Annotated in this window: 11 protein-coding genes; all 11 read right to left on the bottom strand. The window is 53.6% G+C overall.

Features of this window, described 5'->3' with window-relative positions; all coding sequences use genetic code 11:
* Window positions 1-93: 93 nt before the first annotated feature.
* The 11 genes from NSS83_RS31225 to NSS83_RS31175 all read right to left on the bottom strand — a co-directional run bounded on the left by NSS83_RS31225 (window position 94) and on the right by NSS83_RS31175 (window position 20,741).
* Window positions 94-1,095 (bottom strand): phosphotransferase, encoded by a 1,002-nt coding sequence (locus NSS83_RS31225; protein WP_341347230.1) that lies wholly within the window; start codon window positions 1,093-1,095, stop codon window positions 94-96.
* 263 nt (window positions 1,096-1,358) lie between these two features.
* On the bottom strand, window positions 1,359-1,634 hold the full coding sequence (locus NSS83_RS31220) for a CD3324 family protein (protein WP_341347229.1): 276 nt from the start codon (window positions 1,632-1,634) through the stop codon (window positions 1,359-1,361).
* 430 nt (window positions 1,635-2,064) lie between these two features.
* Window positions 2,065-4,098 (bottom strand): methyl-accepting chemotaxis protein, encoded by a 2,034-nt coding sequence (locus NSS83_RS31215; RefSeq protein ID WP_341347228.1) that lies wholly within the window; start codon window positions 4,096-4,098, stop codon window positions 2,065-2,067.
* A 472-nt stretch (window positions 4,099-4,570) separates the two neighbouring features.
* Window positions 4,571-5,608, bottom strand: coding sequence for a bile acid:sodium symporter family protein (locus NSS83_RS31210; protein WP_341186764.1), 1,038 nt, complete (start codon window positions 5,606-5,608; stop codon window positions 4,571-4,573).
* 70 nt (window positions 5,609-5,678) lie between these two features.
* Window positions 5,679-6,632 (bottom strand): radical SAM protein, encoded by a 954-nt coding sequence (locus NSS83_RS31205; protein WP_341347227.1) that lies wholly within the window; start codon window positions 6,630-6,632, stop codon window positions 5,679-5,681.
* A 171-nt stretch (window positions 6,633-6,803) separates the two neighbouring features.
* Complete coding sequence (locus tag NSS83_RS31200) at window positions 6,804-8,057, bottom strand: stalk domain-containing protein (protein ID WP_341347226.1); 1,254 nt, start codon at window positions 8,055-8,057, stop codon at window positions 6,804-6,806.
* A 141-nt stretch (window positions 8,058-8,198) separates the two neighbouring features.
* Window positions 8,199-9,155, bottom strand: a complete 957-nt coding sequence (locus NSS83_RS31195; RefSeq protein WP_341347225.1) for a nucleoside hydrolase — start codon at window positions 9,153-9,155, stop codon at window positions 8,199-8,201.
* A 246-nt stretch (window positions 9,156-9,401) separates the two neighbouring features.
* Window positions 9,402-10,583: a MalY/PatB family protein gene (locus NSS83_RS31190; protein WP_341347224.1), complete on the bottom strand. Its 1,182-nt coding sequence runs from the start codon at window positions 10,581-10,583 to the stop codon at window positions 9,402-9,404.
* A gap of 86 nt (window positions 10,584-10,669) precedes the next feature.
* Window positions 10,670-11,032, bottom strand: coding sequence for a response regulator (locus NSS83_RS31185; protein ID WP_341186769.1), 363 nt, complete (start codon window positions 11,030-11,032; stop codon window positions 10,670-10,672).
* Between the two features lie 265 nt (window positions 11,033-11,297).
* A complete protein-coding gene (locus tag NSS83_RS31180; RefSeq protein WP_341347223.1) occupies window positions 11,298-11,987 on the bottom strand; it encodes a serine protease in 690 nt (229 codons plus the stop codon).
* Between the two features lie 30 nt (window positions 11,988-12,017).
* Window positions 12,018-20,741, bottom strand: a complete 8,724-nt coding sequence (locus NSS83_RS31175; RefSeq protein WP_341347222.1) for a chitobiase/beta-hexosaminidase C-terminal domain-containing protein — start codon at window positions 20,739-20,741, stop codon at window positions 12,018-12,020.
* Between the last annotated feature and the right edge of the window lie 56 nt (window positions 20,742-20,797).

The raw sequence follows: 20,797 nt of genomic DNA, 5'->3' as shown, positions 1-20,797 counted from the left end.
AGGGATGAGTCGGAATTAGGCGGCGGCACCGGCGCACACAAAAAAGCCGCTCCACCGGCATCTTCCGGGGAACAGCAAGTGAAGTACGGCCCCTCACGCTATCACGAAGGGTTCAATTCTCCTGAACAAAAAGCTCGCGCCGTTCACGTATTCTCTAAGGTAAGCCAGCGCATACGGCTGTTCTTCGCGCAAGCCGGGGAGCTCATCCGGATTAGAGATGTGATGGCTGTAATTACTGATCATGATCATGACAAAGAAGCATTCCAGCTTCCGTTCATAATCAGGTTCCAGCGCACGGACGCTGCTGTAGCCCCGAATCAGGCTCCTGCGCTGCTCCGCGGACAGCTCCAGCAGAGCCGCGGTCAGATCATAGAGGTAATAGCCGTAGCCGCAGCGGCCGAAATCAATTGCCCGGGGCTGACCCTCAGCGAATACCACGTTCCCAAAGTGCAGATCACCGTGAATCAGGCCATAGCTTCCGGGGGCCGGCGTCATAGCATTGAGTTCACTAGGGATTCTGGCGGCGGCAGCCTGATAGAGCTTCCACCCAGCTTCCGGGACCATAACCTCATGATGCTTCTCCAGCTTATCCCATTCCTTGCGGAAGCTGTCCGCTCCCCAAGCCGGCCGGGTGAACTCAGCGGAGGGTACAAACTGTTTGCCCGCTTCATGCATCCCAGCCAGCATCACCCCTACAGCGTAGAGCTGTTCATCTTGCAGATTGCCCGCTGAATGCTCCCCTTCGACCCAGCGCATCAGGGTAACATAGTTAAGCTGCTGCGCTTCACCGCCAGTTTCATTGCCAGCTTCATTGCCAGTCTCAAGGATATAACTGCCGCTTGAATCGGGCAGCCCCACAGGGACAACCAGCTCCGCTGCACCGCTGAGATGCCTAAGCCACTCCAGCTCCGACAGAATTTCTGCCCGGCTGCACCGTTCGTCATGAAGCCGCAGCAGCAGCTTCCCCGCAGTTTCCGTCTCTAGCTTGAAGGTAATGTTATCGGATTGTCCAATATATTCGATCTTCGTCCAATCTAATTCATACGCCTTGAGCGCCCGCAGTACTATATCCCTTGCTGCTGTTTCTAATTTCATCTTCCTGCCCCCTCATATGGATGTCTGCATTCATTATAGGGTTGGCGGAGGCGGCGGACATAGATAATAGACAGGTATAACCTGACTTTTGCACAAAAAGAAGAGGCTGCTCCAAGAGTCATGACGCGACTTCTTGGGACAGCCTCACTGTTTAGGGTGGATCAGCTTGAGTACTTGCGAGTGGAATGTACATAGTGCAATCGAAGCCAGCCCGGGGTGAACCCCATAAGCAGAAATGGCTACCTTATGTGCCTTTAAGACCTCTATCCTCTCTGCTTGTTTCCATACACAATCTTCTTGATGCTGTCGGCTGACAGGCAGAATTGCTCCGCCAGTTCGGTTACGCTTAGTCCGCTGGCATAATGCTCACGGATGGACTGGTTCCGGGCGCTTAAGTAGGATCTGCCGCCTGAATTCTCCCCCCACCGCTTGCGCTGTCCCTCGGACTTCGGGATATAGAGCATCCCGCCCTGCATATATTTCTGAATCTCCTGCAGCAGCTGCTGCGGCAATATCACATCTGCATTAATATATTTCATCTTGCTCCGCTCCTTTTAAGTTAGTTCAACTTATCAAGGCAGCAGAGTCTATCAGACAGGTATTCACAGAGGAACTGGGGAATCGTTACAGCGGAGTATAGCTATCCGCTCTGCACATTAACCGCTGTGTGTGGGTCCATAGACTCTGCGCAGAGCTGAGCATTAATCTTCTCATGAAGCGTCCTCCTTCCAGTATTATACTTACATATAGCATACCGGATGCCCCGGCTTCTGTGCAAATAGTGTACACAAGTGGAAACGGCCTTGCCGTCCTTTTAAAGGATGGCATTCGTTTCAGCGAGAAATAAAAAAAGGGGCCCCGCCAGCGTCCGGCGGGGCCAAAAGTTATATTAAAGGGGGGTATGTGAGTACTATACCCCCTCAAGCTTAAAAACAGATGAAGCCCAGGTAAAGATCTGCTGAAACCGGCTTAGATTTTGAATCTCTCTACCAGTTGCTGCATCTCCTTGGCACTCTGCGTATTCTCATCCGCCATGGTGGCTTCATGGAAGGTCTTCTCCACAATATCGGCCGTCTTCTCCGCAATATCCTGCACGCCGACAGCTCCCTCGTTCACAGTAGCCGCCACTTCATTGACAGCGATAGCGATGCTGGAGACGGTCTCGTTCAGATGATCGGCTGACTCCTCGAACTGGCTCATAAGCTCGTTAATCGTGGAAGCATCACTGTTATACTTATGGCCGACCTCGGTCAGGCGCTCATAATCGCCCAGCACATTGCGGTCAATGAACGTCAGCACGGCTTCAGAATGCTCCTTCATCTGCTCTACGGAGGAATAGACATTCTTAACCACCTCCTGAATGCCGGCCGCCGTCTCGGAGGACTTCTCGGCCAGCTTGCGGATCTCACCGGCGACCACGGCGAAGCCCCGGCCTGCCTCACCCGCACGTGCAGCTTCAATTGCTGCGTTCAGGGCCAGCAGATTGGTCTGGCTGGTAATCGAGAGAATCGTATCTGCCAGCACGTTGATCTCGTGGATCGCTCCCGATTGCTCGATAGCCTTCTGCATTTCACTGCGGACCGAGCTATAGATCTGCTTCGCGTTCCCGGTGGAGGTCACCGCATCATGCTGAAGGGCCAGGGCCCGCTCCGTAATCTGGCTGGATAAGCCGGAGCCTTCTTTTACCTTGCTGGTGATCATGCTGACAAAGTTCTGAACCTCGTGAATGGCCGCCGTCATCTCCTCAGTAGAAGCCGCTGTCTCCTCCATACCTGCCGACAACTGCTCGGTAGTGGCTGAGTTATCATGCGCATTCTCTCTGACTTCGTTCGACAGCTTCTCCAGCGTCTCGGCATTGTCCAGCACCTTGGAGGAGATGGCAATCAGACTGCCGGCCATCTCACGCAGCGCCGCGCGGGTATGGAACATTGCCTTGGCGATGGTTCCTGTCTCGTCTTTACTTTTAGTCAAATATTCATATTGATTATCATACTTGAGATCCAGCTCCGCCGTGCGGTTAACCAGCTCCGTGAGCTTGATAATCGGTGAGGAGATCCGGGTAGCCACTGTAGTCCCGATCAGCAGAGTGAGCAGCAGGCTTCCCAGGCCGAGCAGCATAATGAAATTCGTCATCTCGCTCACCGGCTGCAGCACCTCGTCCACATCTCCGGTCAGCACCAGAGTCCATTTCGTCTCCGGGAGCACGGTGTAGGCAGCTTTTTTCTTAGCCCCGTTGAAGGTATATTCCACAATGCCATCCGCAACGCTCTCCCCCGCCTTCACCCGCTCAACCACGGCTTTGATAGATTCGTTCTCCACCAGTGAACCTATTTTCTTCCCGTCGGGATGATACAGCGTATTCCCCGTTTCATCCACCAGGTAAGCATAAGAGGAAGGTGCACCCGCCACCTTGGCATCTGCCAGATAAGTCACCAGACTGTCCGCCCGGACTGCCGAAGCGACGAACCCGATCATATTCTCACCGCTCATCACCGGATGGACAAAAGCCAGAATATAAGCCCCTGTGGACTTGGATTTCAGCGTCTCGCTGATTACAGGCAACCCGGTCTTCAAGACATTCTTCGTATAATTTCTGTCGCTGAAGTTGGCGCCGACCAGCTTGGTATCGCTATCCGCCACCGCCGTTCCCTTCAGATCAACCACAAACATATGCTCCAGGTTGCCTGCATCCTTCACCAGACCCTGAAGCTTCACATTCACTTGATTCTGCAGGGGATTTCCGGCGCTGAGTCCGTTATTTCCTGCCTGCGTCAAAAGCTGTACAATCTCGCTATCCCCGGCTACCAGCTGCATACTACGCTTCTCTTTATCAATCATGGCGGCAATGGTCTGCGCTTTATTGGTGCTCATCTGTCCCATGGAAGATTCAGTAAGATTCATGATGGTTCCTGTAGATTTGGTGTACGTAAAAATCCCCATTAATGCTGTAGAAATAAGTGTAACGACAATCATCATAACCGATAGCTTCATACGAATCTTCATGATTTTCTACTTCCTTCCGCCCTTTTCTAATCCACTAATAAAGCGCACTTTGTTTTGAACTCGAAGCTAGGTCGTCACTGCGGTGAACATTTGGACTTTCGGCCGCTGTTGTCAACGGATTTCTCAGATTTAATCCGCTCTTCGTGGTAGAAATCCGTTGACAAAGGCGGACGCTATCACTCCTACAGTTCCAAATTTCCCCTCCGCTTCTTTTTGCTTTTCGTTTATTTCTTGAGTGCTGCTTATATAGCTTCCAAACCGCCAAAATGGTTACATTATTACAATAATTATCGGATTTTCCTCGAAAATAATGAATATTCCTTGTAGTATTTTCAGAAATAATATCGAATTTTGTCGAAACAAGGCATTAATTATACATTTTTATCCCACACACACTACAAAACCCGCTCTTCCTTTCTGCCACTGACAGCGGCATGATCAGGAAAAACGGGTTCATATAACGGGGGCTATTCTACATCGGGCTGCGGCTGTCTGCCGGGGCTGGGGCACCCGGCCGATCTGTCCGCTGATCAGCCACCTGCCGCCGTCTCACCCTGCTGCGGATGAACAAGCCGGAGCAGGCAGCCAGAATCTGCTGGAACAGCATACCGGAGATCACAGGCAGCGCCACGGCTGGCGGGAAGTAGCTCACAGCCAATACTGCGCCTGCACTGAGATTACGCATGCCGGAGTTGAACTGCACGGCCACGGAGCTCTCATGGTCATAATGGAGGCGGCGCGAGACGAATGCTCCAATAACATAGCCGAGCGCAACCGTAACGAAGGTAACCGCAATAATTAGAACGAGTTTGCCGTCCGGATGCTTCAGGTACCGGGCAATGCTGGCACCGTTGATTGACACCACCGTGAACAAGCCCACCTTGACGAACGGGGCCAGCGGCGGCCCGCAGGCAGCACTGATCTTGCCTTTGCTGAATTGATTCAGCAGCATTCCCGCTACGGAGGGGAGCACCACCATCCAGAGCAGGCCCCGCATCATCTCACCGGCGTCCATCTGTACGCTCGCCCCCATCAGGACATATAAGGTAGCTGGCACAATCAATGGCGATAACAGCGTATCAATCAGGATCAGCGCCAGCGTAAGCGCAATATTCCCGCCATGCATGGATACCCAGACTACACTGACCACCCCGGTTGGAATCGCGAACAGCAGCACATACCCTGTAACCGTATAAGGATCGCCCGGGAAGAACAGCATCGCGGCCAGCCAGCCGATCAGCGGCATTACAACGTGCAGGATAACCAGCAGAATAATCAGCTTCTGCGGCTTGACCAGCACGGCTAGCAGATCCCGGAAATTCGATTTCAAACTGCCGATCAGCGTCATACCGGCGAAGATCCAAGGCACCAGCCACGTTAACGGAAGCAGGGACACCTCATTGAGCACGCCAACTACGATGGCTGCGGGTGTTAGCAGCGGCATGATCCGCTCCAGCACACGGTTGGATGATATTAATCCGCGTCTTACTGCACCAAGCATGGTTCTCATCCCTCCATGTTAACTATGCCATCATACACCGCTGCACTGACTCTCTCTGCTGCCAGATCCGGTAAATGAGCTATACTCCTTGCGGGAACAAAGCGTCCAGCGCCGGGCAAGGCCGTTTCTCCAGATAGTCCGACAGCGGTGCCGGCATGTTGCTGTACAAGTCCTTCAGTGACGTTCCGTTATAGATATTGCCGATAATGACCGGGTGGCACAGCTCGGAGATCAGAATATCGCCGTTGCCGTGCAGATGAAGCTGCTTCATCCCTTCAATGCAATGCGGGAAATAGACGCCCGGCTGCTCCTCGAAGCCCATTGCGTCCATGAACCGGTCCATACAGGTGAAGTAGAGGGTGGTATCCTCCGGCTTCCGCGCAATCAGCTCATTGACGGCATTCTTCAGCTGTTCCCGGGCGGCAATCGCCTTCCAGCCGGTATGTCCCATGATAATACTATTCTGGATTTCATGCGTTCTTACGCCCATAGAATAGACATGCTCGCTGATTTCCTGCATATGATCCTGTGTTTCATTGAACAGCAGCGTCTCCAGGACGACATTCACGTTTGTTTTGGCGAACATGGTGATGTTCTCTCTGATTTTGTGATATACGCTGGTGTGAATGTTGTAATAACGCGAGAAGCCCTCGGCGGTGGTGAAGTTGAAAGAGATATGTATCGTGGTCAGACCTGCCTCGACCAGCTGTGCAATTCGCTCTTCATTCAGCAGGCTGCCGTTCGAGTTGAGCTGGGTCTGAATGCCCCGGGAGGTGCAATAGGCAACGATCTCCACACAATCCTGAAACTTCAGTGTAACCTCTCCGCCCGACAGACGCACACGCTTCAGATTAGGCAGCTCCTCCAGAATGCGGATGACCTCCTTACCGTCCAGTGTCTGACCATCGTTTCTATTATAAGCGCAGCAGTAATCACAGCGGAAATTGCAGTTCGAGGTCACGCCGACTTCCAGCCCTTCCAGCTCGTAAGTCATCGGCTTATCCAGTTCCAGTGCTTTATATTTCGTACTCATCTTCTATAGTCCTCCTTGGATGTTGGCACATTCGCAATAAAGTTAACTATAGAATTATACAGGTTAGCCCGCGAGGTTAATGTGACATTTGATATTTGTTCTTTGCAAAAAGACTGCTGCACGGTTTTAGGCTCACCATACAGCAGTCTTCATTAAGATAGATAGTACCTGCTACAGCTCGATAGCTTCGCCCATCCGGTTCAGCACCGGCTGGCCGATGATCCCCAGACGCCAGACCGCAATTCCCTTAAGGCCGTAACGCTTAGCCAGACCGATCTTAGCATTGACGGAGGCTTCGTTCTCACTGTAGACCGATATCCCGAGAATCAGCTTGTCCTTGCTGACCTGATCAAGCGCCAGCCGGATGCTCTCATCGACCTTATTCATCGGCTCCGGCCCGGTCTCCCCTTCATAGGCATAAGCCATGATAACCAGATCGTCCGCAAGTGTCCCCAGCGTCTTGTAGTCATACCCCTTGTAGGAGCTGTTCAGCGGATGCAGAATGACGGTCAGCTTGAGGCTGGCGGCACGGGCGGCTGTGGAGAGATTTTTGACAAAAGCGTTATATTGGCTCTGCACCAGCGCCTTATCCCCGGTCAGTCCCAGTCCTTCCAGATCCAGTCCGATACCCTTGAATCCCTTGCTGGAAGCAAGTTCAACAATACTGGCGATCGTCTGCTGCTTGAGCTGCGTATCCTCCAGATTCTTGCTCAGCTCCAGCGACGAGTCACTCGAATAGACCATCAGGTAGGGTGCCGTCCCACCCGCTGCGGCATTCTGCACAATCGATTCCGGCGTAACCTCGCCTGCCGCCTCCGGCCACCAGAAATCCTTGCCCGTGGTGGTGAACTGGCCGTCCTTGTCAATCCGCGCCCAGCCAAAAGCAACCGCATCAAAGCTCGGAATCAGCGAGACCTCACTGTACGCCTTCTGTGCGTAAAAGCCTAAGGTGTACATGTCCCGCTTCGGGGAGGTGATGGACACGGTCTTGGACGCCTGATCCCAGGAGGCTGCCGCCCCGAACTGCTGGCTGAAGAATTTGAGCGGCAGCATCGTCGTTCCGCGGATATCCTGCGGCGCTGCCGCAAGCTTCACCACTGTCCCGTTCACGACTGCATCTTTGCTGCCGAGTGTCAGGACCACTACGGTTGGAGCAGCGCCAGCTGCGTCCTTCCGGGTGGCCGTGATTTTGCGGGCCTTCTGATTCCATTCCACCTGAATTCCCAGGGCTTCTGAGATGGCGCGGAAAGGCACCATAGTCGTTCCATTCATCATCACCGGCTCTACCGGGAACGGCAGCGGATAACCGTCCAGCATAATACTCACACCCGCAGGCGCCGCATGGACCGCACTTGCCGGGAGTGCCGTAAGGCTGCCTAGTGAGATCGCTGCGCATAATACTATTTTGGCCAAATGCTTCTTCATATGAATAAGTTCCCCATTCTCTTAGATAGATTGTGAATCTCTCAACCTTACATTCCCTACTATTCTAGCAAACTAGATAAATATAGCAAATGAAGAGATTGTAACCATTGCAGATTCACCTGTCCGGGGTTCCCCTTACACCTACATAAATACGCTCAAAAAGACACCGACCGCCCGTTCAGCGTCCACATCTACAGCCACTTCAATGAATTCGCCTTCTTTGGGCTGTGCCCGTAAATCTGCTACGACCATACCGGAGGTGAACACTCCCTGATGCTCTACACGGACCTTCATCCGGCGGCAGGTTACGAGATCCGGCTGCAAGGCGGCCATCAGGGCCAGCGGATCATGCAGCGGAGCGCTGTTAATGAGATAGTTCGCCTCGCGGTAAAATTTAAAATAATACGCCAGCGACTCTTCCATGAAGTCGATAACCGCCTTATTCTCTTCCCGTCCATGCCGCTTCAGCAGCTCAACATGCTCAGATGTAATCCGCGTCTGGAGTGTCACATCCAGTCCGATCATCATTACAGGCAGCCCGGAAGTAAACACGCGGTCAGCCGCTTCCGGGTCGCCCCACAGATTGGCCTCGGCTACCGGCGTAACGTTGCCCGGCTTAAAGACCGTACCGCCCATAACCACTACCTTCTTCAGCTTAGAGGTCAGCTGCGGGTCCAGATCCAGGGCCAGCGACAGGTTCGTCAGCCGTCCGAGCGTCACCAGGACCAGCTCTCCCAGATGCTCATCCGCCATCCGCGTGATGAACTCCGCTGCCGTCTCTTGTACCGGCACCTGCCGGGAGGGCGGCAGCTGAACGCCGCCAATGCCGTTCTCCCCGTGAACATGGGTGGAGAAGCCGGTTAGCTCGCGCACCAGCGCCCGGGAAGCCCCGAGCGCTACCGGGATTTCATAGCCCGGAGCCGCAAGCTCAAGTAGCCGCAGCGTGTTATCCGCCGCCTGCTGCACATCAATGTTGCCGAACACCGTCGTAATCCCCTCAACCACTACCCCCGGCGCCCGGAGCGCATACAATATCGCCAGTGCATCGTCTATTCCTGTGTCACAATCGATGATGATTCTAGTTGTACTGTTACTCATCTCTATCTCTCCACTCCCTATATTCACTTTGCTCTCTCGGCTTATTCGCACTGCTCATCTTAACATGGGGTTACCTGTTGCTCAATATGGTTTGCACACAAGCAGAAACGGCTACGCCATCCTTAAGAGGACGGTATCCGTTTCAGCGAGAATTAGAAGGATAATGTATCGTGTGAAACATATAAATTCTTATATTTAAACAAAGAATCCGCCAGCCTCATCAGGCGACGGATTCTTCATTACAGATTATCGGGTTACATAAGCGGCCGCAGCCTTCACGAACCGCTCCAGCGCTTCAGCCAGCACGGAGCGCGGACAAGCGAGGTTGATGCGCAGATGTCCTTGGCCTTCCGGTCCGAAGACGGAGCCTTCGTTGAACGCTACCTTGGCCTCACGGTACATTAGCTGCTTGAGCCCGTCCGCATCAAGTCCGAGGGCACGGCAGTCGATCCACAGCAGATAGGTGGCCTCCGGCTGCATCGGCTTCACCTGCGGGAGATGCTCCGCGAGATAGCTGATGGCATATTCCGCATTGCCGTTAATGTGCAGGATCAGCTCATCCAGCCATTCTCCGCCTTCATTATAGGCAGCCTCTACCGCCTCCGGTGAGAAGAAGGCCGACATATGCAGGCTGAGCGTCTTCATCTTATAATCGAACTTCCGCTTCAGCTCCGGGTTGGAGGTGACAATATACGAGGTCTGGAGCCCCGGCAGATTGAAGGTTTTGGTCGCCGCCAGTGTGGTCAGCGTAATGTCCGACAGCTCCGGGGACAGGGACGCGAACGGAATATGCTTGTGTCCGGGCATGATCATATCGCAATGAATCTCATCCGAGATCACCGTTACCCCGTAGCGCAGGCATAGCTCGCCCAGGCGCAGCAATTCCTCCCGTTCCCATACTCTGCCGCCCGGATTATGCGGATTACACAGCAGCAGCAGCTTCGCGCCACCGGCCATCAGCTCTTCCAGCTGGACATAATCCATGACATAACGGCCTGCTTCCAGCTTCAGCGGATTCACCGCCACCTTGCGGTCATTCATCTGGATGACATCATAAAAAGGATAGTAGACCGGCGATTGCAGAATCACCTGATCTCCCGGCTTGCTGTACAGCTCCACAGACAGGCTGAGTGAGGTAACGATCCCCGGAGAATCCGAGATCCACTCCTCCTGAATCTCCCAGTCATGGCGTCTGCGGTACCAGCCGGTAATCGCCGCTTTGTAGGAGTCACCCGTCACGCTATAGCCATATACGCCTGCCTGTACACGGCGAAGAATCGCTTCCTGTACCGCAGGAGGGCTTGCAAAGTCCATATCCGCTACCCACAGCGGAAGAATCTCCTTGTCTCCGAACAGCTTCTCCGATTGGTCCCATTTGTAGGAACGGGTATTGCGGCGGTCAATGATACGGTTAAAATCGTACTTCAACTAAAATCACCCATCCTTTCTGCTTGTCCGTATATTGTACCATGGGCAGAGACATCCGGCATCCTGATTCCAGACGCCCGCCTGCTTCAGCTTCCCTTACGCAGCCGTTCCAGAGACTGGCCCAGCCGGACCTCCTCCAGCGGCTTCAGCACATAATCCACTATGTCCTGGTCGAAGGCCCACAGGGCATGCTGCTTCGTCTCTGTGACCACCACAATCTGAATATCCGGCAGCTTTTTCTTCACGAGCTCGGCTACTACGACTCCTTGGTGACCGGGCAGCTGAAGATCCAGAAACAGCACGTCGGGCTGCAACAGAACAATCCGGTCCACAACATTCTCGGGATAAGCAGACATACCGATCACATTTACCTTGCCTGTATGCTGAAGCATCGATGACAGCTTATAGAGATCCTTCTGATTCACATCCAGCAAATAGGCCTTAATCACCCGGGCTCCTCCTCCTTCCATAGGGATGCATTACGATTATCAAGCAGCTTATACATTCTATATTCAAGTGGAAACGGCTTTGCCGTCCTTGTAAAGGACGGTACCGTTTCAGCGAGAAATAGAAGGATAAGTTATCGTGTGAAACCTATAAGTTCTTATATTTTTAAAAAAAGTGCTGTCCCCGCGTTTGCCAAGAAACGCCTGAGGACAGCCCTAGTCGGTATTATATTGCAGCCTCAAGTGTAAGCTGCTTCTGGTAATGCTTTTAGTTGAAGGAAGCTGGCAGCAGGCTGCGCAGATCCTCCATATTCACAATCAAATGAATGTTATTCATCGTCCGCAGGGAACCGGAGATGATACCCGCCAGCTCGCCGTGCGTATCCAGCAGAGGCCCCCCGGACATTCCGCTTGCCACCTGGGCCGAGGTTAGAATCCGGCTTCGGCCGTTAATGTCGGCTGCCGGAGTGTTGACGATCCCCTCCGTGATGATCGCTGTATTCTTGAGCGGATAGCCCAGGGCATACACCGCTTCACCATGTCTCAGCTTATCCTTGCGTAGCGGCAGATAAGCATAGGTATTATCCTTTTGCTTCATCGCAGCAGGACTTGGCAATTCAAGGATGGCCACATCCTTCAGCTCGTCGGACTTCGTGACTTTAATCGGACTAATCACCGTCCCATCCGCCATGACTCCTTCAATGCGCTGTGCGTTTTTGACCACATGATACGCCGTTGCTGCGGTACCGGCCGGAGACAGGATTATTCCTGTTCCGGTGGAGCTTGCAGTACCGTCGCTTTTCAGCACACGCAGATAAAAGATCGCCTTACCCGCTATTCCATAGCTTTGTTCAGCGTTATACGCCTCAGGTGTATCCGCACTGGTGGTGTCCGAATAGAAAAGTATCGCCGAGATCAATGAGAGGACCAGGCTTACGGCAAGCAGCTTTGTTTTCATCCGCCGAGCTCCTTCACTTATGAATTTCTGTTATTTCACAACCGACATGATGTCTTTGTAAGCCCAGTGGGTAGCCGGAAGATCCTTGAACTGTACAGCGGTTACCGTCAGCTTCTTCGTGCCGGCAATCCGGTTGATCAGCACTACGGCCTGCGCACGGGTAACCGGTGTTCCCGGCTTGAAGGTTCCGTCAGGGAAGCCTTGAACGTATCCTGCCTGCGACAGGGCATTCACGTACTTCTCTGCCCAGTGGCCCTGCAGATCCTTCTGCTTGGTCACGCCGTTCTGAGTTACATCGAGCTTCAGCACGGTTGTCATGATTTTGGAGAATTCCGCACGGGTCAAGCCCTTGGTTCCGCCGAATCCGCCATCCGGGAAGCCTTCAATAATGCCGGCCGATGCGAAGAATCCGGTCAAGCCTTCATTCTCGGCATTGACATCCTTGAACAGGTTACCTACATTTACTTCTTCCATATCAAGCAGCGGTGCAAGGGACTGAATCAGCTCATACCGGGTAATGGCAGCGTTCGGCATGAACAGGCCGTTCGGATAGGCTGCCATATACTTGATCTCGCCGCTGTTACTCTTCAAGCTGTACTTTGCATTCTCTACCACATACTCAATGGTAATAACTTTATCATCTTTGTCCGTAATCGCTTTGATCGTCATACTCTTGGTAATCAGCAGCTCACCAGTGTATTTCGTGCTCTTGGTAGTCGGAATGCTGCCGTCCGTTGTGTAATAGATCGTCTGCCCTTCTGGAGCCGTCAGTGCAAGCTTGCTGTTCTTAGCAACCTTGACTGGAGCTTCGCTGTCACCCGTTACTGTTGATGTTCCGGCAACCGCAGTAATCGCGGGAGCTGCCGGTGCAGGTGTCGGGCTTGGAAGCGGAGCTGCCGGACCAGGGCCACCGCCTCCATTGCCGGTACCAGGGTTTGGATTAGGGCTCGGATTAGGGACTACAAGCGTCCAGGTCCAGGCTGCAACCGGGCTGTACTCTTTGCCGGAAGTAATGGTAACGGCTTTAACCGTTGTTGTGCTGTTCAGAGCGATGGGGCCGCTGTACACCCGGGAAGACTCTGTAGGTGTCGTACCGTCGAGTGTATAGTAGATGCTTCCTCCCTGCTCACCTGTTGCCAGCTCCACCTTCACTTCAGTGGTGAAATTCTTATCTGCAGGAGTTGCAGTTGGCGCAACTGCTGCGCTCGGATACTGGAGAGCTGCTGTATTAATAGCAATACTTCTGCTCTGTCCTCCAGCGGTTGCCTTCAGCACTGCACTGCCGCCTGATATCAGGCTGCCGGTTGTACCGTTCACTACAGCCTTGGACGGATCAGCGCTCCAGGAGAGTGCTCCGCCGCTGCTCATGTGGAATGCCGAACCCACGCGGTTAATCAGATCCTGCGGGTCCAGGATAACAGCGGCTGAAGCCAGAGTCCCTTCGTCTGTTCCGTTAAAGGCTGCAAGCACTGGATAGAAGGTGTTCTGGGCTGTCCAGACTCCGGCATCCAGGCCTGCGGGCAGATTCGCAGTGGTAAGCTCTGCACCCGGCAGCCCCATGGCACTGCTGTTATTGCCGGCCACTGCCTGACCATCCAAATTGTAATAGGCAATATTGTTCTTCAGCATTTGTCTGTTGAACAAGGAGCCGCTGATCGTGGCATGCTCAGACTTCTGTCCGGCAATTCCTCCGAAGAAGGCCTGCAGCGGTTGAATCTTGCCCTTCACTCCAGCCTTTACTTCTCCGGTATTCAGGGAAGAAGTAATGGAGCCGCTCTCTGCCAGACCGGCAATTCCGCCAGCCCAAGCAGTAGACATGCCTTCGGCGAGAACCGTGGCGGCAGAATAGCTGTTCTTGATCTCTCCAGCATTCAGGCCGCTGATCCCGCCAGCGATTGCCTGAGCCGAAGCTACACGGATATCGCCATAGACAAGCGATTCAGTGATGGAGCCTTCCGCACTGTTCTCACCGGCAATTCCGCCTGCGGCCAGTACAGATGAACCATCAATGCTACCCTTCGATACAGCTTGGTGAATCACACCAGCGTTGCTTCCGGCAATGCCGCCAATCCGGCCCGCTCCGGCAAGCTTCACTCCTTCATTTGTGACCTTCTCCAGAGTTCCCTGATTCACGCCTATAGCCCCGCCTGCGGCAGCACTGCCAGCCACGGAACCGCTGACCTTCACATTCTGGATAACTGCACCTGTGTGGTTGATCCCGGCAGCAATACCTGTATTCACTGCGCCGGAGAGCTCTGCTCCGGTAAAGTTCACATTCAGGAGCTGTCCACGGTTATCCTTGATAAATCCGGCTGTCTGCTGGCCGGAGGCTTTCAGAGAAAGTCCGTTTAGCGTATGGCCTTGGCCGTTAAACACTCCCGTGAAGCTGTCGAATGCCGTCCAGTAGCGTCCGGCAAGATCGATATCTGCCCCAAGCAGGATCGTTGCCAGCTCCGGCTTGTTCTCTGCCGTTCTGTTGAACAGCTTGTAATAATTCAGTCCAGTCTCGTTATAGAACATAACTGCCCCTGCAAGCTGCAGCGGAGTCTGCACTGTAATGGCACCGTCCGTCAGGTCATTCAGGAAGGTAGTGTCATAATCGATACTCCATAGTCCTGAAGCCAGCGGATCAACAGCTGCTGTATTTACGGCAGCTGCGGCTGCACCTGTGTTGCGGCCTACAGCGGACAGTGTGCCTGTGTAGGATGAACTAATAATTTTGCCGTCCCGGAAGTTATAGCCGACCAGTGCACCCTTGGAGACATTGTCCCCCGCAACCGCAACGTTAATCTGCGGCACATTCGCGTACACACTAGTAAGCGCACCGTCATTATATCCGGCGAAGCCGCCGTTGTAGGAACGGGTCGAGGACTTCACTCCGACAGTAGCAATCTTGCTCTGCAAAGCATAAGACTTGCTGATGCTGCCGCTTCTCTCCACGGAGGCTGCGAAACCGCCGCTGCGTGTGTCGAAGCCGGTATTGCTGATGTCACCGGAGGCATAGGAATCTGTGATCGAGTAATGATCTACAGATCCGGCGAAGCCGCCGACATAAGAGCCTAATCTGCCGCTGACAGTCAGCTTGCCTGTAGCATAAGACTTCTGAATTTGTCCGGCAAGCGTGCCGTTCTCACCCAGCAGTCCGGCGAAGCCGCCTGCATACATCGTATTATCCTGATTCGTATCTGTAATGACTACCGGAATATCCGTATGGCTATTCGTAATCAGGATATGATCGGCCATTCCGATGACCCCGCCGACGCGTGTATTCGGCACCGATTCACCCAGGGTAACCGCCAATCCGATAGTGATAGACTGGCCGGAGCCGGAGATTACCTTACTGTAATGAATCTCGCCGCCGTCTCCCCAGCCGACAAGCCCGCCGGCATTGATCACTCTGCTGTTATCTGCGTTCACACCGCTTCTGACAATAGTGTCCACAATGATACCATTGCTGTACCCGGCAACTCCGCCTGCACTCACAGTATTGCCGCCGGTTACCTTCAGACCGGAGGCAACCTCGGAGCTATAGATGGAAGCATCCGTATTCTTGCCTGTCAGACCGCCCGCATAGAGGTCAGCAAGATAGTCTGTTCCGGTGACTGTGATCTGTCCATCATGAACCTTAGCGATGTAGATCCCCTTATACAGCGGATATGCCTTGCCAAAATCAAAGCCTTGATTGATATTGTCCGCTGAGATCGTTCCGGCGATCCCGCCGACAGTGACCTCACCGCTCTTCGCCGCAGCTTGAAGCTCAGGTGACGAATCTGCGTTGTAGATGATGGAGTTATCACTCTCTCCCACGATACCTCCGGCAGTGATCACTTCACCGGCGGCCTGCAAAGAAGCCTTGAACTTGGCGTCATTGATTGCCGTCCGGGAAGCCGATCCGGCAATCCCGCCTAGCACAGCCTTCAAGCTGTCGCTGGTCGTAGCCAGCTTCACGCCTGACACTGCTGCATGTTCAACATCGAAGCTGCTGCTGTTATCCACAGAACGGGCCAGCATTCCGCCGAGTCTGCCTTCCTTCGCGCCCACAACACCGCCAGCCGTACCATTAGCTGTCAGCTGCACACCGCTGCCGGAGCCGGTTACTGTTACATTGCGGATGCTGTTCCCCTGATCGGATTGACCGATCATACCGCCAAGGATAGAGCCAAGGCCCCGTGCTTCCAGCGTACCGTCTGCAAAGCTCACGGTCAGCCCTTCAGCTTGACCGCCCTGGTAATGTCCAACCAGTCCGCCAACCGTGGCTTCCATTCCCGTGGAGGAAATCCGGTATCTGGAATTCACTTCAAGGGTCAGACCTGTCACATTTCCATTCTGAACCCCGATAATTCCGCCGATAACCGCATGGTCAGCTGCGCTGCCGATGCTGCCGTCCTTATCGTGGATGACATAAGTGTCAGCTGTAATATCCGCTGTGTTGTCTCCGATCAGACCGCCGGCGATGCCGCCTTCAGCTACTGTCTCAATCCGGCTTCCGCCGTCCAGCGTAAGCTGCAGACCGGCAACACTGCCTGAGTTCTGGCCGATGATGCCGCCGACAACCCCGCCGCTGACCTTCACTCCGTCAAGCAGCTTAAGGTCCACATTCTTGACTGTACCCAGGTTCGTCCCGGCCAGTACACCGGTGTAGCCGTTGCCGGCAACCGTGAGCGGCTCAAGATTCATGTTCTGCACTGTAGCATCCGCTCCAATGATTCCGAACAGCCCGGAATGCGTATATACCGGCTGCAGGGTCAGGCCGTCAATTAGCAGGCTTTTCCCGTCGAACGTTCCTTCAAACGGACTAGCTTCCTTATCGCCGATAGGCACCCATTGCTTGGATTGGATATGAATCGGATTCATGACGGTCACCGTTCTGTCCTTAAAGCCGAATTGCTCCACACCGGCAATGGTGCCGTTGACAATTCCCGCCAGACCGGCAAGCTCAGCCTCCGAGGTGATCTCGAAGCCGATTGCATCCTTATCCTTCGTGTACCAGTTGATATTGGCATTTACGTTATTGCCGTTGTCTCCGCCACCGGTATTGGCAGTGCGGTTGACTTCAGGATAACGGTAGGCTGCGCTCAGCGAGCCGTATTTCCAGGCTCCCTCAAAGTCCCAGCCCGACAAGCCCGGGAATACTGTTCTGTCCTTCAATGTCTCCGACAGAATCGTGGTCAGCCGGACATGCACATTCAGCCAGCGGTGATTGCCCTCTGCGAAATCAGGCAGGTCGCGGTTGATATTCAGTCCTTCGTCTTTAATATAGTAAGACTTGTAGAGCAGTTCTTTACTTGCATTATCGTAACGTCCGGCGAAGCCGCCGGCATAAGCAGTCTTATCAGCTGCTACATTAACCTCTGCCGCAGAGTAAACATTGCTTATTTTACCGTTAGTAATTCGGCCAACGAAGCCGCCTGCGTAAGAATTGTTGTTCGCAGCGTTAACACTTTTCGCCACATAGGAATTCTTAACCGTTCCGCCGGACAGTTCGCCGATCAGACCGCCGACAATGGTATAGACTTTGTTCGCCGTAACCTTGGAAACGGAGTAGGATTGCTCCACTGTACCGGCTGTATTTCTGCCGATCAGCCCGCCCAGGTAAACTGAACCGCCTGATGTTCCTTGGGCATTGCCAGTAACATCAATATCTACATAAGAACCAATGACTGCACCGGCATTGCTGCCTGCCAAGCCGCCGGCATGCGTACCTGTACCCTCAATCGTCAGATTCGCATTGGAATACGTGTAGTAGAGTGTTCCTGATGCTGTATTCACACCTGCCAGACCGCCGATGATAGAGGAATTGCCTCTGGAGATCACCGAAATTTTATCGGTAATGCTGTTATTGGCAATCAGCGTACGGTTCTCGCCGGCCATACCGCCCACAATGGCATTTGCGGAGGTAGCTGAGACCGTACCCAGTGTACGGGTATTCTGAATCGTGCTGACTGAGGTCACAGAATTCAGCACCGGATCAATACTTTGGGCTGCATTGAGGCCCACAATGCCTCCGACATAAGAGGACACTGCTCCGTTGTTAGCCTTCAAATTCAGACCGCTGATATATGTGTCTACAATAATGCCTGTAGCACTGCCGTGGTTATATCCGGCCACCCCGCCTGCAGTAGCGCGCGGCGCGTTAATGGTCAGACTCACCGCTGATCCTGCCAGACGTTCCAGCCTGGAGGACTCATTGTAGCCTACAATACCGCCAATATAGGCATCTGCAGCCGCTGGCCCTGCCAGAATCAGCATATTCTCCACATTGACCTTTTTGCTGTCACTGCTGATGCTACTGTTCGTAAGGGTACCTGCCAAGCCGCCGACAGACGGCTTCGCCGCTTGCGCCTGGATGAGCATCAAGGCGCCATCTTCAGCGTTGACTTCCGGCATTGTAATATCTGTCGTTGTAGCCGCTCCAACGATCGCTCCCGCTTTAGCATCAGTTGCTGTCAGGGTAATCATCGGGTCAGACCCGGGAACATTCAGAACAGCAGAAGTAATTCCTGCACGTGCAGCAGGAGTCTCTGTCCCTTCCGAATGTGCAGCGATTCCGCCCGCTTCCGCACGGACACCGCTGGCTGCAATCGACAACTGAGTCACTGTAGCGTTAACCAGCTGTCCGGCATTGAAGCCGGTATTCCCGCCAAGCTGGTTATCCGCACCACTTGCAGTGATAACTACATTCTCTGCATGATTGTAAGGAGTGGCTGCGGCCGAATGGTTCTCGCCGAACATACCGCCGGCTTTTACCGAAGCGCCTGTAGCCTTAATCTCAATACGATTCGTGTGCCCGTTGAACTGGGCAGCCGAGTTATGCCCTGCGCCGCCGCCGAAGCTTACCTTGTCGGCCTTCAGCTCTGTAACGATATCCTGGACATCTACAGGCACAGCTACAGTACCGATTACCGCCTCGGACGTCAGCTTGCCTGCTGCCCCGCCGATTGTATACACGCTGGTTCCGGCTTCATTCAGGAAGCTGATCCGTGCAGCCTTGCCGCCGGTCAGCGTCAAAGCTTTGGTATTCACGCCTACGAGTCCGCCAAACGTGACATTATACTGTCCGTCTGCCGCCCCCGCTACCGCAGCCTGGAGCACCAAGGTGCTGTAGCCTGCCGAAGCAGCATCCCCGGCAGTAACTCCGCTTACCGTTCCCTGTGCATTACCGGCAATCCCGCCGACAACGCCGCCAGCCGAAGTCACTTGAAGCGTTGCATATTTAATAGAAGAATTAGTCACGGTTCCTTCCAGATAACCGGCGATTCCGCCGATGGTACCATCGGAAGTGATATTCAGATGACCCGCTGTAGTCTTGCCGGTTACTGCCGATGCAATGGTTCCGCCGATTTCGTAACCGACGGTACCGCCGGTATATACATCCGTAGTACCTTTAACCTTCAGTTCGCCTGTGGAAGAGGTCTGGGTGATGTTCCCGCCTGCATCATAACCGGCAATCCCGCCGGTGTAGACTCCTGTGACGCCGTTAACTGAGATCAGCTTGCTATTCTGGAATACTCCAGCCGTAGCATTGCTGGTCACCAGCCCGCCTGCGGCATATCCGACGAATCCGCCGGTAGCTACATTCTCTGAGCCTGATGCTGTAATCTCCTGTGTATTCACATAAGGATGCGTCCAAGTGAATGTGCTTCCGGTATATCCGGCAAACCCTCCCGTATATACGTTCTTGCCGCCGTTATTGGTAACCGGCGCTGTGTTCACAAACGTAATGGAAACCTCACGGCTGGCTACTGTGCCTGTCGCGCCAACCAGCGCACCGGCCGCCGAGTTCACCGCCGCTGCTGCATTAACGGTAATTGCACCGTTATTGGTAGTCATGTTGGAGAACACGACGGTGTTGTCTACTTTACCGACAATCCCGCCTGCCGCAACCTGACTTCCGCCATCAATGGTGACAGGAGCCGTATTAATGATTGGCGTATCTTCGTCATTTAGACTAAGCGGTCCTGTGGTATGACCTGCAATCCCGCCTGCGGTAAGCACGGAGCTATCCGTCCCTTGGGCAAGAACCGATCCATTATTGACCACTTTTTTGATGATAATGCCTCTGGAATCGCCATAGCCCAACATTCCGCCAACATCGGCTGAACCAAACGCTGACACCGCTGCGTTATTGACAGAGTTCGAGATCATCCCTTCGCCCATCCCGACAATACCGCCCGCGTAGGAGTGGTACGGAGAAGCGTCCGTGGTGATATTGATCTGGTTGGTTATGTCAAACACAATGCTGCTGCCGCTCATTTTACCTACGGCAGAGCCGGCATAGACATCATAGGTTACTCCGGTCACAGAGATGGTGCCTGATTCAAAAATCAGGCCGCCTACTGTACCGCCTACCATGTTCCCTACCAAGCCTTGGTAAGAACGGTTCGAAACTACATTCAAACCGTTAATCTTCTTGATTAATCCGCCTTCCGTGATTAATGTTCCCCGGAAAGGATGCTCGGCTGTACCGATTGGCACCCACTGGTAAGCGGAGAGATCCAGGTTGTCGGTAATCTCCATAATTTTACCGCTTAGACCGTTTACGGTACCTTCATTGACGAGCTTGGCTACACCTGCCAGCTCTGCAGCAGTCTTTATTTTGAAGGTATCATTCGTTGGCACGTACCACTCGGTCCTAGCCGCGCTGTCCCAGGTCTGCGGATCAGCCTTGGCCATGATGCCTCCGGCAACTGCGGCAACGACAACTACCGCCAGTGCTATTAGATAACCTATCCATGATTTTCGCTTCAAAGCCATATTGACACCACCTGAATAGTATTGTGACTTAAGGATTTCCCAGAGAAGTGTGCCCG

It is taken from the genome of Paenibacillus sp. FSL H3-0469 (assembly GCF_038051945.1).
In the GTDB taxonomy this organism is placed as follows: Bacteria; Bacillota; Bacilli; order Paenibacillales; family Paenibacillaceae; genus Paenibacillus_AQ.
The sequence above is the reverse complement of the archived record's forward strand: the minus strand, read 5'-3'. Positions and strand labels throughout refer to the sequence as shown.